Annotated in this window: 12 protein-coding genes; 6 read left to right on the plus strand and 6 right to left on the minus strand. The window is 55.5% G+C overall.

The genetic code is table 11. The annotated features are described in order from the left end of the window. Positions 1-35 precede the first annotated feature (35 nt). Positions 36-545 (plus strand): GNAT family N-acetyltransferase, encoded by a 510-nt coding sequence (locus tag AC07UY_RS10700; RefSeq protein WP_494659440.1) that lies wholly within the window; start codon positions 36-38, stop codon positions 543-545. Positions 546-580: 35 nt separating this feature from the next. Here the strand turns inward: AC07UY_RS10700 and gsiD are convergent, their stop codons facing one another. Genes gsiD through iaaA form a run of 5 tightly spaced genes read right to left on the minus strand, consistent with a single transcriptional unit; the run spans position 581 to position 6857 of the window. Then, positions 581-1492 (minus strand): glutathione ABC transporter permease GsiD, encoded by a 912-nt coding sequence (gene gsiD / locus AC07UY_RS10705; protein ID WP_494701159.1) that lies wholly within the window; start codon positions 1490-1492, stop codon positions 581-583. Between the two features lie 2 nt (positions 1493-1494). After that, positions 1495-2415 carry a glutathione ABC transporter permease GsiC gene (gene gsiC / locus AC07UY_RS10710; RefSeq protein WP_192611691.1) on the minus strand — a complete coding sequence of 307 codons (921 nt, stop codon included), beginning with the start codon at positions 2413-2415 and terminating at the stop codon, positions 1495-1497. A gap of 47 nt (positions 2416-2462) precedes the next feature. Then, positions 2463-4001 (minus strand): glutathione ABC transporter substrate-binding protein GsiB, encoded by a 1539-nt coding sequence (gene gsiB, locus AC07UY_RS10715; RefSeq protein ID WP_494659438.1) that lies wholly within the window; start codon positions 3999-4001, stop codon positions 2463-2465. A 32-nt stretch (positions 4002-4033) separates the two neighbouring features. After that, a complete protein-coding gene (gene gsiA / locus AC07UY_RS10720) occupies positions 4034-5905 on the minus strand; it encodes a glutathione ABC transporter ATP-binding protein GsiA (protein WP_494659437.1) in 1872 nt (623 codons plus the stop codon). Next, the gene (gene iaaA / locus AC07UY_RS10725) at positions 5892-6857 is read right to left on the minus strand and encodes a beta-aspartyl-peptidase (protein WP_494659436.1); all 966 of its coding nucleotides are present in this window, start codon (positions 6855-6857) and stop codon (positions 5892-5894) included. The genes gsiA and iaaA overlap by 14 nt, the downstream gene beginning before the upstream one ends. A gap of 189 nt (positions 6858-7046) precedes the next feature. Between iaaA and moeA the strand changes: the two genes are divergently transcribed. Both moeA and moeB read left to right on the plus strand, forming a co-directional pair. Next, positions 7047-8282, plus strand: coding sequence for a molybdopterin molybdotransferase MoeA (gene moeA / locus AC07UY_RS10730; protein WP_494701160.1), 1236 nt, complete (start codon positions 7047-7049; stop codon positions 8280-8282). Further along, entirely contained in the window at positions 8282-9031 is a 750-nt protein-coding gene (moeB, locus tag AC07UY_RS10735; protein ID WP_494659434.1) for a molybdopterin-synthase adenylyltransferase MoeB, read from the plus strand. Before moeA ends, moeB begins: the two co-directional genes overlap by 1 nt. A 40-nt stretch (positions 9032-9071) precedes the next feature. On the opposite strand, the gene fsa is transcribed toward moeB, so the two are convergent. Next, positions 9072-9734, minus strand: coding sequence for a fructose-6-phosphate aldolase (gene fsa, locus AC07UY_RS10740; protein ID WP_301696285.1), 663 nt, complete (start codon positions 9732-9734; stop codon positions 9072-9074). A 134-nt stretch (positions 9735-9868) separates the two neighbouring features. Here fsa and AC07UY_RS10745 point away from each other — a divergent pair, with 134 nt between their 5' ends. The 3 genes from AC07UY_RS10745 to AC07UY_RS10755 all read left to right on the plus strand — a co-directional run bounded on the left by AC07UY_RS10745 (position 9869) and on the right by AC07UY_RS10755 (position 14230). Further along, the gene (locus tag AC07UY_RS10745) at positions 9869-10768 is read left to right on the plus strand and encodes a glycyl-radical enzyme activating protein (protein WP_494659433.1); all 900 of its coding nucleotides are present in this window, start codon (positions 9869-9871) and stop codon (positions 10766-10768) included. A 5-nt stretch (positions 10769-10773) separates the two neighbouring features. Next, complete coding sequence (locus tag AC07UY_RS10750) at positions 10774-13206, plus strand: glycyl radical protein (RefSeq protein WP_203358373.1); 2433 nt, start codon at positions 10774-10776, stop codon at positions 13204-13206. A 208-nt stretch (positions 13207-13414) separates the two neighbouring features. Continuing rightward, positions 13415-14230, plus strand: coding sequence for a Cof-type HAD-IIB family hydrolase (locus tag AC07UY_RS10755; RefSeq protein ID WP_494701161.1), 816 nt, complete (start codon positions 13415-13417; stop codon positions 14228-14230). The last annotated feature ends 439 nt before the right edge of the window (positions 14231-14669 follow it).

Genomic DNA, 14669 nt, shown 5'->3' on the forward strand with positions numbered 1-14669 from the left:
TAGAAAGTAATTCACAATAGGGAGTTGACCAGAGAATGATTACAGTACGAAAAGCACATCTGGATGATGCAGCATTATTAAGTCAAATGGGTTATTCCAGCTACACTCACCACTTTGCCCACTTGTGGCATGAACACAACGAATTGCAGGCTTTTCTCTTTCAGGAGTACTCTCTGCCCGCAATACAGGAAGAATTACAAAGCGAAGCCAGTTGCTGGTTTATCGCAGAAGAGACTGCTCCGGTCGGATTCGCCAAAGTATCCTGGCACTGCCCCGTGGATGAAAACGGCCCGACAGGTACATTGCTGCATAAACTCTATCTGTTACCTGGTGAAACCGGCAAGGGCTACGGTGAGACTCTGCTTGCAGAAATAGTGCGTATGGCGCAATACCGTGGTGAAACCTTTTTCTGGCTGGAAGTTTTAGACGCTAACCCGCGGGCGTACCGCTTTTACACCCGCCAGGGGTTAACACATATCAAAGATACAACGTTCAGCACCTCAACCCAGCAAAGCACATTGCATATCCTGGGTAAACGTATCTGAGGGATCTCCTTACCGTTCAATTTGGCCTGCCGCAGCTACCCTTTAATCTTCGGATCCAGCGCGTCGCGCAGCCCATCGCCCAGCAGGTTAAACGCCAGCACCGTCAGGAAAATCGCGACCGCCGGGAACAATGCCACGTGCGGCGCAATCACCATATCCGCCCGCGCTTCATTGAGCATTGCCCCCCACTCCGGCGTCGGCGGCTGTGCGCCTAACCCGAGAAAAGACAAACTGGCCGCCGAGATAATCGAGGTGCCGATACGCATGGTAAAAAAGACCACAATCGAAGAGACCGTTCCTGGAAGGATATGGTTGAAAAGAATGGTGGCATCACTGGCGCCAATACTGCGCGCCGACTCAATAAACGTTTGCTGTTTTAACACCAGGGTATTCGCCCGCACCAGACGGGCAAACGCAGGAATGGAGAAGATCGCCACAGCGATAATCACATTGGCAATGCCGCTGCCCAGCACCGCCACCACCGCAATCGCCAGCAGAATGCCCGGAAAAGCAAACAGCACATCGCAGATACGCATGATCATTCTGTCCCACCAGCCCTCGTAGTAGCCCGCCAGTAAACCGAAGACCGTACCTATCGCCGCGCCAATAAACACCGCAAATACCCCCGCCGCCAGGGAGATTTGCGCCCCAACCAGCACGCGACTGAAAATATCCCTGCCCAGCGAATCGACGCCAAACCAGTGCAGCATGGAAGGTCCGTCATTGAGGCGGTCGTAATCGAAGTAATTTTCCGCATCGAACGGCGTTAACCCACGGGCAAAGATCGCCACCAGGATCAACAGCAGCACAAAAACACCGGCGATCATGGCCACACGCTGACGACGAAAACGCCGCCAGAACTCATACCACGGGGTGCGAACCCTGTCCGGTTTCACCAGAGGCATGGCATTTAAAATTGCCTGACGGCGCCAGTTGAACAGTCGCATCCTTACTTGTACCTGATAGCCGGATTAATGGCGGCGTAGAGCACATCCACCACTAAATTGATAAGAATAAATTCCAGAGAAAACAGCAAGATCTCAGCCTGAATCACCGGATAGTCGCGCATTTCCACCGAGTCTACCAGCAGGCGGCCAAGCCCCGGCCAGTTAAACACTTTCTCGACGACAATAGAGCCGCCAAGCAAAAAGCCAAACTGTAGCCCCATCATGGTGACAACCGGGATCATGGCGTTACGCAAACCGTGTTTTAGCACAACCCAGGTTTCGCTCACCCCTTTCGCGCGGGCGGTACGCATGTAATCTTCACTGAGCACATCGACAAACGACGCGCGAGTGAATCGCGCCATCACCGAGGCGACCGCCGCGCCCAGCGTGACAGACGGCAAAATGTAGTGCAGCCAGGTGTCTGCGCCGACCGTGGGCAACCAGCCCAGTTCGACGGAAAAGACCTGCATTAGCAGCATGCCAAGCGCAAACGCCGGGAAAGAGATCCCCGTGACTGCCAGCGTCATGCTCACTCTGTCCGGCCAACGGTTACGCCAGACTGCGGCAATAATCCCGGCCGTCATCCCAAACATAACGGCCCAAACCATGCTGGTGATGGTCAGCCAAAACGTCGGCATAAAGCGGCTGGCGATCTCTTCTGAGACCGGGCGGCGGGAAACCATCGACGTCCCAAAGTCCCCCTGGAGAACGTGGGTGATGTAATGCCAGAACTGAACATGTAGCGGTTGATCAAGGCCAAGCTGCTGGCGCACCAGTTCAATCACCTGCGCATCGGCCTCCGGTCCGGCAATCAGCCGTGCCGGATCGCCGGGTAACAGATGGACAAATAAAAACACCAGCACCGCGACAATCAACAGGGTTGGAATTAACCCCAGCAGACGCTTGAGAACATAACTAAACATCAGACTCCCTGCGTCTGCCCCTGAACATCAGGGGCAGAATATATGGCTTACTTCAAATCCGCATCTTCAAAACTGAAACCCGTGTCCGGCATAATCCAGAAACCGGTCAAATTTTTACTGTGTGCTGAAACCAGTTTTTCGACAACCAACGGCACCCACGGGGACTCTTTCCAGATGATGTCCTGCGCCTCTTTGTACAGGCGCGCTTTCTCCGTTGGGTCATTGGTTTTCAGCGCGTCCGCCAGATCGCTGTCGACCTGCTTATTGCTGTAGAACGCGGTATTAAACAACGTTGGCGGCCAGTTTTGCGACGCGAACAGCGGCGACAGCGCCCAATCGGCTTCCCCCGTGGAGGCGGTCCAGCCGGTGTAGAACAGTCTTACTCCGCTCTCTTTTTGCCCTTTACCTTCCACTTCCGCCGCGCGCTGCCCGGCATCCATCGCCGTCACCTGCGCTTTAATGCCGACCTGCGCCAGCTGTTGTTGGGTAAACTGCAGCACTTTTTGCGCGGTACTGTGATTATGCGACGACCACAGCGTGGTGCTAAAACCATTCGGATAACCCGCTTCTTTTAACAGTTCACGCGCTTTTGCCGGATCGTACGGCCACGGCGTGTAGCTTTGCGCAAACGCAATCGCTGGAGGCAGCACACCGGTGGCAGGCGTTGCATAACCGGCAAACGCCACTTTCACCAGCGCCTGACGATTAATGGCGTAGTTGAGCGCTTCGCGCACTTTGGCATTATCAAACGGTTTCTGCGTGATATTCATGCTGATGTAACGCTGCATAATAGAGGGACTGGCGACCAACTCCAGGTTTTTGTTTTTTTCCAGCAGCGCGGCCTGCTCGTAAGGGATTGGGAAGGCGAATTGCGCCTCGCCCGTTTGCAGCATGGCCGAGCGCGTGTTGTTGTCCGCCACTGGCCGCCAGGTGATGCTGTCTAACTTAGGTAACCCTTGCTGCCAGTAACCGGTGAATTTCTTCACTTTGACGAAATCAGTCTGGTTCCAGGTATCCAGTTCATACGGGCCAGTACCGACCGGATGGAATCCAATCTCGTTACCGTATTTTTCCAGCGCCTTCGGGGAGATCATCGCCGTCGCCGGATGCGCCAGGATATTGATGAATGCAGAAAACGGTTGTTTCAGCGTGATGTTCACCGTTGCGGGATCCACCACCTCTGTTTTCGCGATGTTCTTGTACAGGTTATAGCGTTTGAGATGGCTTTCCGGATTGCTTGCCCGGTCCAGATTGGCTTTTACCGCCGCCGCATTAAAGTCGGTGCCGTCCTGAAACTTGACCCCCTGACGCAGTTTCACGGTGTAGATCAAACCGTCGTCGGACACGCTGTAGCTTTCTGCCAGCACGTTTTTAAGTTTCATATCCTTATCAAGGCCAAACAGTCCCTGATAAAACGACTTCGCCACCGCCTGCGATAAGGTGTCATTCGCGTCATACGGGTCGAGCGTCGTGAAATTGGAGCCGACCGCCACCACAACATCTTTCGCCGCAAACGCAGGCGACGCCGTCAACGCCGAGGCAACGCCTGCTGCAACCAGCCAATTACGGGCAACAAATTTTGTCATATTATTCTCCTGAAACCCTGTGTGTCTGAGTGTTATAAACGCGAAAGCGCATTTTCCGGCTGCACACGCGCAACGTAATGACCCGGCCCAACCAACTGCAACGACACGGGCGTAATCTGCTCCCCACGCTTACGAATATTACTGGGGATATCATCAGACAGCAGCACTCGTTGTGGCCGATGTCGGGAAGGATCGGCCACCGGGACGGCCGCCATTAACTTCCGGGTATAAGGATGTTGCGGATTCTCAAACAGGGCGCGGCGAGGGCCAATTTCCACGATTTGCCCCATGTACATCACCGCTACGCGATGGCTGATTCTCTCAACCACCGCCATATCGTGGGAGATAAACAGATAAGCGATCCCCATCTCCCGCTGGAGATCGAGCAACAGATTGATGATCTGCCCGCGAATAGAGACATCCAGCGCGGAGACGGCCTCATCGGCAATGATCACCTTTGGATTGAGCGCCAGTGCGCGAGCAATACAGATACGCTGACGCTGACCACCGGAAAACTCGTGCGGATAACGCCAGGCATGTTCCGGACGCAAGCCGACACGTTCAAGCAGCCAGGCCACCCGCGACGCTGCCGCATCGCCTTTTAGCACGCCATGAACGTGCAGCGGCTCCATAATGGAGTATCCCACCGTCTGGCGAGGATCCAGCGAGGCATAAGGATCCTGAAAAATGAACTGGATATCCCGGCGCAGCGGCTGCAATTTACTCGCCGGAAGGGTGTCAATACGCTGACCGTTGAAGGTAATTTCGCCGCGTTGTGATTCCACCAGCCGTAACAGCGCGCGTCCGGTCGTGGATTTGCCACAGCCGGACTCCCCCACCAGCGAAAGCGTCTCCCCCGGCCAGAGATCAAAGCTGACATTTTCTACGGCATGGACTTCCCGGGTCACCCGGTTAAAGATGCCGCTTCGCAACGAAAAACGCGTCACCAGATTACGCACCTGCAAGATAGGTTCGCCTGCGACGACCGTATCCTGCGCTGTCTGCGGTTCGCGCTGTTGTGGATCGTTGGGTGAAATGAGCGGGAAACGACGCGGAAACGCCTGCCCGTTCATCGCCCCCAGTTGCGGTACTGCCGCCAGTAACGCTTTGGTATACGGGTGTTGCGGCGCATGAAAAATCTGCTCAACGCTGCCGGTTTCCACGGCCTCGCCCTGATACATCACCAGTACCCGATCGGCGACGTCAGCCACTACCCCCATATCATGAGTGATAAAAATCACCCCCATCGACATATCCTGCTGCAACACTTTGATCAATTGCAGGATCTGCGCCTGAATCGTGACGTCCAGAGCCGTCGTCGGCTCATCCGCAATCAACACGGCCGGGCGACACGACAGCGCCATCGCGATCATCACACGCTGGCGCATACCACCGGAAAGCTGGTGCGGATAACGGGATAAAATGGCGTTTGCCTCGGGGATACGCACCTGGTCGAGCATCCGTTTGGCTTCCGCCATCGCCTCTTCGCGACTGGCGCCCTGATGCAAGCGGATCGACTCGGCGATTTGCTCTCCCACGGTAAAGACCGGGTTGAGCGAGGTCATCGGCTCCTGAAAGATCATGGCGATATCCGCACCGCGCACGCTCTGCATCTGAGACGCATTTTGCTCGCCCAGCTCAATCACCTGACGATTACGCCGGCGCAGAAGCATTTCATCACACTGAATCTCCCCTCCGGCCTGCTCAATCAGGCGCATCAACGACAGCGCGGTGACCGATTTTCCCGACCCCGACTCGCCGACAATCGCCAGCGTCTCTCCACGCTTGAGGCGAAACGAAAGATTGCGCACCGCGCTTACGCGTTGCTGCTCTTGTGAAAACGCAATATTCAGATTGCTGACGGCCAGTACATCGCTGGCGTCCAGTTCGTCACTGTGTGGCAACGGTGTCCCCTTTTTCCCGGTAGATCCCCGTGGTTGGCGTATCCCCGGCATATCCCCAGGCACGATACATGCCTTCGCAGTTAAACGGCAGGGCGACATTTCCTTCATGATCGATGGCGATTAATCCGCCGCTACCGCCCAGCGCCGGTAATTTTTCCATCACCACCCGCTCGCAGGCGTCGGCAAGGCTGAGTCCGCCGTAATCCATCAGCGCCGCAATATCGTAGGCCGCCAGCGTGCGGATAAACACCTCACCGGTTCCCGTACAGGACACCGCGACGCTGGCATTATTGGCATAGCACCCCGCGCCCACCAGGGGGCTGTCGCCGACGCGTCCAGGCAATTTATTGGTCATGCCGCCGGTTGACGTCGCCGCCGCCAGATTGCCGTATTGATCCAGTGCAACTGCACCGACAGTGCCCATTTTTTTCATTTCATCCAGCGGCGCGCCGCTGTGGTCGAGCGCCGTTTCGCCTGCGGCACGTGCCGCCAGCAACTGTTCGTAACGTTGGGGAGTCGAAAAAATATCAGGTGAAACGCGTGCCATCCCCTGCGAAAACGCAAAATTTTCCGCCCCTTCGCCCATCATCATGACATGTGGGCTATGCTCCATCACCAACCTGGCGGCAAGCACCGGATTACGCAACTGGCTCACCCCGGCGACGGCACCGGCTTTTAGCGTGTTGCCATCCATGACGCTGGCATCCAGTTCGTGGGTTTCATCCCGGGTAAACACCGCGCCAATACCGGCATTAAATAAAGGGCACTCTTCGAGCAAGCGCACCGCTTCCGTCACCACATCAAGCGCGTTTTCTCCCGCTTCGAGCATCCTTTGCCCTGCTTCAACAATATCGGACAGCGCCCGGATGTAGCGCTGCTCTTGCTCCTGGCTCAATTGCGCGCGGGAAATGGCGCCTGCGCCGCCGTGAATCGCAATGACTGCTTTGCCCATTTTTGTCGTCCATTAACGGTGGCACACACTTTTGCTATAAATATCAGAATTATTGTGAATTCTTCATTCGATTTTTGAATATAGAAAGATGCAAGCAGCATGTAAAGGTTAAGCCCGAGGTGGCATACAGTCTGCTGGCATTTTCTGACATAATAGACGGATTCGAATTTGCCCCGCAGGAGTATTTCCATGGAATTTACCGCCGGATTAATGCCGCTTGAATCGGCACTCACGCAAATGTTATCGCGCATTACCCCTCTTACTGCTGTCGAAACGCTGCCGCTGGTTCAGTGTTTTGGTCGCATTTTGGCAAACGACGTTGTCTCTCCCCTCGATGTGCCGGGATTTGATAACTCGGCGATGGACGGCTATGCGGTTCGTTTAGGCGATCTGGCCTCCGGTAAGCCGCTTCCTGTGGCCGGTAAAGCCTTTGCCGGGCAGCCTTTTCAGGGTGAATGGCCTGCACATACCTGTATCCGTATTATGACTGGCGCTCCCGTCCCCGCAGGCTGCGAAGCGGTGGTAATGCAGGAACAAACAGAACAAACGGACGAAGGCGTACGCTTTACGGCGGAAGTCCGCGACGGGCAAAACATTCGCCATCGCGGAGAAGATATTACCGCTGGCGCCACTGTATTTGCGGCGGGAACGCGCCTGACCACCGCAGAACTGCCAGTACTGGCCTCGCTGGGCATCGCCGACGTCCCGGTGGTACGTAAAGTGCGCGTGGCGCTGTTCTCGACAGGTGATGAACTGCAACTGCCGGGTCAGCCGCTGGGCGACGGGCAAATTTATGACACCAACCGTTTAACGGTGCATCTGATGCTGGAACAGCTCGGTTGCGACGTTATCAACTTAGGCATTATCCGCGACGACCCGCACGCCTTACGCGCCGCATTTGTAGAAGCGGACAGCCAGGCGGATGTGGTGATTAGCTCTGGCGGCGTCTCCGTTGGCGAAGCGGACTACACCAAAACGATTCTGGAAGAGCTGGGCGAAATCACGTTCTGGAAACTGGCCATTAAGCCCGGTAAACCTTTCGCCTTTGGCAAACTCAACAATAGCTGGTTCTGCGGTCTGCCGGGCAACCCGGTCTCCGCCGCGCTGACGTTTTATCAACTTGTTCAGCCACTGCTGGCTAAACTCAGCGGCAATACCGCATGCGGACTGCCCGCGCGCCAGCGGGTGCGCACCGCCTCTCGGCTGAAGAAAACCCCCGGGCGTCTTGATTTTCAGCGCGGCGTACTGCAGCGCACCGCCGAGGGCGAACTGGAAGTCACCACCACCGGACATCAGGGTTCACATATTTTCAGCTCCTTTAGCCAGGGGAACTGCTTTATTGTGCTGGAGCGCGATCGCGGCAATGTTGAAGCGGGCGAATGGGTGGAAGTCGAGCCGTTTAACGCGCTGTTTGGAGGTCTGTAATGGCTGAGCTCAGCGACCAGGAGATGATGCGCTACAACCGGCAAATCATTCTGCGTGGCTTCGATTTTGACGGGCAAGAAGCCTTAAAAGCGGCGCGCGTGCTGGTGGTCGGGCTGGGTGGACTGGGATGTGCGGCCACGCAATATCTGGCAAGCGCGGGGGTTGGCAATCTGACGCTGCTCGATTTTGATACGGTGTCGGTCTCCAATTTACAGCGTCAGACGCTGCACAGTGACGCGACGGTCGGGCAACCCAAAGTCGAATCCGCCCGTGACGCGCTGATGCGTATTAATCCGCATATCATTATCTCCCCGCTTAACGCCCTGCTGGAGGATGAAGCCCTCCATGCGCTGATCGCTGAGCATGACCTGGTGCTGGACTGTACCGATAACGTCACGGTGCGTAATCAGCTCAACGCAGGTTGCTTCGCCGCAAAAGTGCCGCTGGTTTCCGGCGCGGCTATCCGCATGGAAGGCCAAATTACCGTCTTCACCTGGCAAGACGGTGAACCTTGCTATCGCTGTCTGAGTCGTTTGTTCGGCGAGAACGCGCTGACCTGCGTGGAAGCGGGCGTTATGGCGCCGCTGATCGGCGTGATTGGCTCGTTGCAGGCCATGGAGGCGATTAAATTACTGGCGCAGTACGGAAAGCCTGCTTCCGGCAAAATCGTCATGTATGACGCCATGACCTGCCAGTTCCGCGAAATGAAGTTGATGCGCAATCCGGGCTGTGAGGTGTGCGGGAAGTAAATAAGACCGGGTGAGCATGACGCCCACCCGGTATCAGAACTTACAGAGAGGTCCGCCCGAAGGCTCCCTGCCAGTCGTGCTCAAATTTCTTCACCGCAGCATCCACCGCCGGAGAGCTGATCAGCTGCTGGGCGACATCCAGTGGAAGAGTAATAGACTCACACCCTACCAACAGGCAATCCAGCGCCTGACGCGGCGTTTTGAAGCTGGCCGCCAGGACTTTAGCGTGCGGCGCATGCATGTGCAGCAGTTGCTGAAGTTCATTGACCGTCTGAATACCATCACCGCCCTGCGCATCGAGACGGTTCACGTATGGCGCAACGTAATCCGCTCCAGCCAGCGCTGCCAGCAGCCCTTGCGCAGCGCTGTAAACCGCCGTACCCAGCGTAGGGATACCTTCAGATTTCAGCAATTTAATGGCGGCCAGACCTTCTGAGGTGACCGGGATCTTCACCACGATGTCAGGGATAATCGCCCGCAGCAGGCGCGCATCGCTGACCATTCCTTCTGCGGTGGTGGCCATCACCTGGGCAAACAAACGTCCTTTACCGCCCATCGCTTCATATAACTCAGGCAATAACACGTCCAGCGACGTTTTACCTGCGGCCACAATGCTGGGGTTGGTGGTGACACCCGCCAGCGGAAAAACGCGCGCCAGGGCTTTCACGGCATCGACATCAGAAGTGTCCAGATAGAGTTCCATAATCATTCCTCAAACTGTGAGATTTAGCATGGATTCACGATACCACGGCAAAACTGCTCGGTTAGTTGACTTGCGTCAATATAACTTTCATTCGAAAGTAATTTAATCTTTATACGAAACAAGAGGGCCGTTTTATGATTTTCAACATTCAGCGCTATTCCACTCACGATGGCCCAGGTATACGAACCGTGGTGTTCCTCAAAGGCTGCTCCCTGAGCTGCCGCTGGTGCCAGAACCCGGAGAGCCGCGCACGTACGCAGGATCTTTTATACGATGCGCGTTTGTGCCTGGAAGGGTGCGATCTTTGCGCTCAGGCAGCCCCAGGTGTGTGCGAGCGTACGCTGAATGGCCTGCTGATCCACCGTGAAAAACTGAACGACGCCCATATCAATGCGCTCACCGACTGCTGCCCGACACAGGCGTTAACCGTGTGCGGCGAGATGAAAAGCGTGGAAGAGATCATGGCCACCGTGTTGCGCGATAAACCCTTTTACGATCGCAGCGGCGGTGGAATTACCCTCTCCGGCGGCGAACCGTTTATGCAGCCAGAACTGGCGGCCGCGCTTTTCAAAGCCAGCCATGATGCAGGCATTCATACTGCCGTGGAAACCTGCCTGCATGTGCCCTGGAAATACATTGCGCCCTCGTTACCGAATATCGATCTGTTTCTGGCAGACCTGAAGCATGTAGCCGACGCCCCGTTCAAACAATGGACCGATGGCAACGCCGCCCGGGTGCTGGAAAATCTGAAAAAAGTGGCTGCCGCAGGGAAAAAAATCATTATTCGCGTGCCGCTGATTCAGGGCTTTAATGCCGATGAAGAGGCGATAAAAGCCATTACCGATTTTGCCGCCGACGAACTGCACGTCGGTGAAATCCATTTTCTGCCCTACCACACGCTGGGCATCAACAAATACCACTTACTCAGTCAACCCTACAACGCCCCAGACAAACCGCTTGATGCGCCTGCGCTGCTCGACTTTGCGCAACAGTACGCCAGCACGAAAGGTTTGACCGCGACTTTACGAGGATAATTCCCATGACCACACTGAAACTGGATACACTCAGCGACCGCATCAAGGCCCACAAAACTGCGCTGATCCATATTGTGAAACCGCCGGTATGTACCGAACGCGCCCAGCACTACACCGAGATGTACCAGCAGCATTTGAATAAACCTATCCCGGTTCGTCGTGCTCTGGCGCTGGCGCATCATCTGGCGGAACGTACCATCTGGATCAAACACGACGAGCTGATCATCGGCAACCAGGCAAGTGAAGTCCGCGCTGCGCCTATCTTCCCGGAATACACCGTCTCGTGGATTGAAAAAGAGATCGATGACCTCGCCGATCGTCCGGGTGCGGGTTTTGCGGTCAGCGAAGAGAACAAACGCGTGCTGCATGAAGTCTGCCCCTGGTGGCGCGGACAGACCGTTCAGGATCGCTGCTACGGCATGTTTACCGATGAGCAAAAAGGTCTGCTGGAAACGGGGATCATCAAGGCCGAAGGCAACATGACCTCCGGCGATGCGCATCTGGCGGTCAACTTCCCGCTGGTGCTGGAAAAAGGGCTCGATGGCCTGCGCCACAAAGTCGACGAACGTCGTTCCCGCATTAACCTCACCTGTCTGGAAGATCTGCACGGCGATCAGTTCCTGAAAGCGATTGATATCGTTCTCGACGCGGTGAGTCTGCACATCGAGCGCTTTGCCGACCTGGCGCGCGAAATGGCGGCCACCGAAACGCGCGAAAGCCGCCGCGACGAACTGCTGGCCATGGCGGAAAACTGCGATGTGATCGCTCACGAACCGCCAAAAACCTTCTGGCAGGCGTTACAACTGTGCTACTTCATCCAGCTCATTCTGCAAATTGAGTCTAACGGCCACTCCGTCTCGTTCGGTCGTATGGACCAGTATCTCTATCCGTACTACCGTCGCGACGTCGAGCTGAACCAGACGCTGGATCGCGAGCACGCCATTGAACTTCTGCACAGCTGCTGGCTGAAACTGCTGGAGGTGAACAAAATCCGCTCCGGCTCCCACTCCAAAGCGTCTGCCGGTAGCCCGCTGTATCAGAACGTCACCATTGGCGGTCAGAATCTGGTTAACGACCAGCCTATGGATGCGGTTAACCCGCTCTCCTACGCTATTCTGGAATCCTGTGGTCGTCTGCGTTCAACGCAGCCAAACCTCAGCGTGCGCTACCACGCCGGGATGAGCAATGACTTCCTCGACGCCTGCGTACAGGTGATTCGCTGTGGTTTTGGGATGCCAGCCTTTAACAACGACGAAATCGTTATTCCGGAATTTATTAAACTCGGCATCGACCCGCAGGACGCCTACGACTACGCGGCAATCGGCTGTATCGAAACCGCCGTTGGCGGCAAATGGGGTTACCGCTGCACCGGGATGAGCTTTATTAACTTTGCGCGCGTGATGCTGGCGGCGCTGGAAGGCGGTCGTGACGCCACCAGCGGGAAAGTCTTCCTGCCGCAGGAAAAAGCGCTCTCTGCCGGTAACTTCAACAATTTCGACGAGGTGATGGAAGCCTGGGATACCCAGATCCGCTACTACACCCGTAAATCGATCGAAATTGAGTATGTGGTCGATACCATGCTGGAAGAGAACGTACATGACATTCTCTGTTCGGCGCTGGTCGATGACTGCATCGAGCGGGCGAAAAGCATCAAGCAAGGCGGCGCGAAGTATGACTGGGTTTCGGGTCTGCAGGTGGGTATCGCCAACCTGGGCAACAGCCTGGCCGCAGTGAAAAAACTGGTCTTTGACCAGGGTGCGATTGGTCAACAACAGCTGGCGGCGGCACTGGCTGACGATTTCGAGGGGCTGACCCATGAACAGCTGCGTCAGCGTCTGATCAACGGCGCGCCGAAGTACGGTAATGATGATGATAGCGTCGATACTCTGCTGGCCCGTGCTTACCAGACCTATATCGACGAACTGAAACAGTACCATAACCCGCGTTACGGTCGTGGCCCGACGGGTGGCAACTACTACGCCGGTACGTCCTCTATCTCTGCCAACGTGCCTTTTGGCGCCGCGACGATGGCAACGCCGGATGGCCGCAAAGCCCACACGCCGCTGGCGGAAGGTGCAAGCCCCTCTTCTGGTACTGACCACCTCGGACCTACGGCGGTGATTGGATCCGTCGGCAAACTGCCGACCGGCTCCATTCTCGGCGGTGTGCTGCTCAACCAGAAGTTGAATCCAGCCACCCTGGAAAACGAGTCCGACAAGCAGAAGCTGATGATCCTGCTGCGCACCTTCTTTGAAGAGCACAAAGGCTGGCATATTCAGTACAACATCGTTTCGCGTGAAACCTTGCTGGAAGCGAAAAAGCACCCGGATCAGTATCGCGACCTGGTCGTGCGTGTGGCAGGCTATTCCGCCTTCTTCACCGCGCTCTCTCCGGATGCCCAGGACGATATCATCGCCCGTACCGAACATATGCTGTAAACGGACGATGACATAAGAGTTGTAGGCCGGATTAGGCGTTCACACCGACATCCGGCAGCCACTCCTCACGATTGCCGGATGGCGCTGACGCTTATCCGGCCTACAGCGTCTGTACCCCCTCCCACTTTCATTCGAAATTAAATTTGTGCTTCAGGTCACATTGTTATTAGAATGTTGCTAGTCGCAGTAATATTCTGGAGAGCAATGTATGACCGTAAAAGTTATCGTCACCGATATGGACGGGACTTTTCTCGACGACGCCAAGCAGTACGATCATGCGCGTTTTATGGCGCAGTATCAGGAACTGAAAAAACGCGATGTTGAATTTGTCGTCGCCAGCGGCAATCAGTATTACCAACTCATCTCCTTCTTCCCCGAACTCAAAGATGAAATCTCTTTTGTCGCCGAAAACGGTGCGCTGGTTTTTGAGCATGGCAAACAGCTGTTTCACGGCGAATTGACCCGCCACGAGTCGCGCATCGTGATTGGTGAATTGTTAAAAGATAAACAGCTCAATTTCGTCGCCTGTGGTTTGCAAAGCGCGTACATCAGCGAAAACGCCCCCGACGCCTTTGTGGCGCTGATGTCAAAACACTATCACCGCCTGAAACCGGTGAAGGATTATCACGACATCGATGACGTGCTGTTTAAATTCTCACTGAATTTACCGGATCAGCAGATCCCTATGATGATCGACACGCTGCATACCGCACTGGACGGTATTATGAAACCGGTCACCAGCGGATTCGGCTTTATAGACCTGATCATTCCGGGTCTGCATAAAGCCAACGGCATTAGCCGCCTGTTAAAACGCTGGAATTTGTCACCGCAAAATGTGGTCGCCATCGGTGACAGCGGCAACGACGCGGAAATGCTGAAAATGGCACGCTACTCGTTTGCCATGAAGAACGCCGCAGACAGCATCAAAGCCCTCTCTCGCTATGCAACTGACGATAATAATCACCAGGGCGCGTTGAACGTTATTCAGGCCGTACTGGATAAAACCGCCCCGTTCAATGAATGACTCATCAATCCGGAGCGTTGTGATTTAATGCTGGTTGGTTCAGCACTGACCAACCAAAAAGCAATAAGGCATTTACCCTGCAGATTCAACATGCTGGTTTTGCGAAGGGTTCCGTTCACTTTATGTTCCTCGCTTCTCTGGCATTTCATGTCCCGTGAACGGGTTAAGGGTGCTATCGCCGCACCCTTAACAATCCCGGCTCCCGGCAGGAAAATTGCCGCTTCGCGGTGTACCTCCGCTTATTCCTCCAGGCTACCGGGTCGGGCGCGAGGTAACGTCCGTGTAAAACGCGCCCTGAACCCGCATCCCTGCGGGTTCCCCGGCCTTACGGAAACACGTCGACAATTTTCGGCCGGACTCTCCCCACACCTGACCATCTGAGTTGTTGTTTAAACAGCCAGACGGAAACCACTGAAAGTCAGAATGCTGAAGCGACACC

The organism is Citrobacter sp. GW821-FHT02E08 (assembly GCF_059421685.1).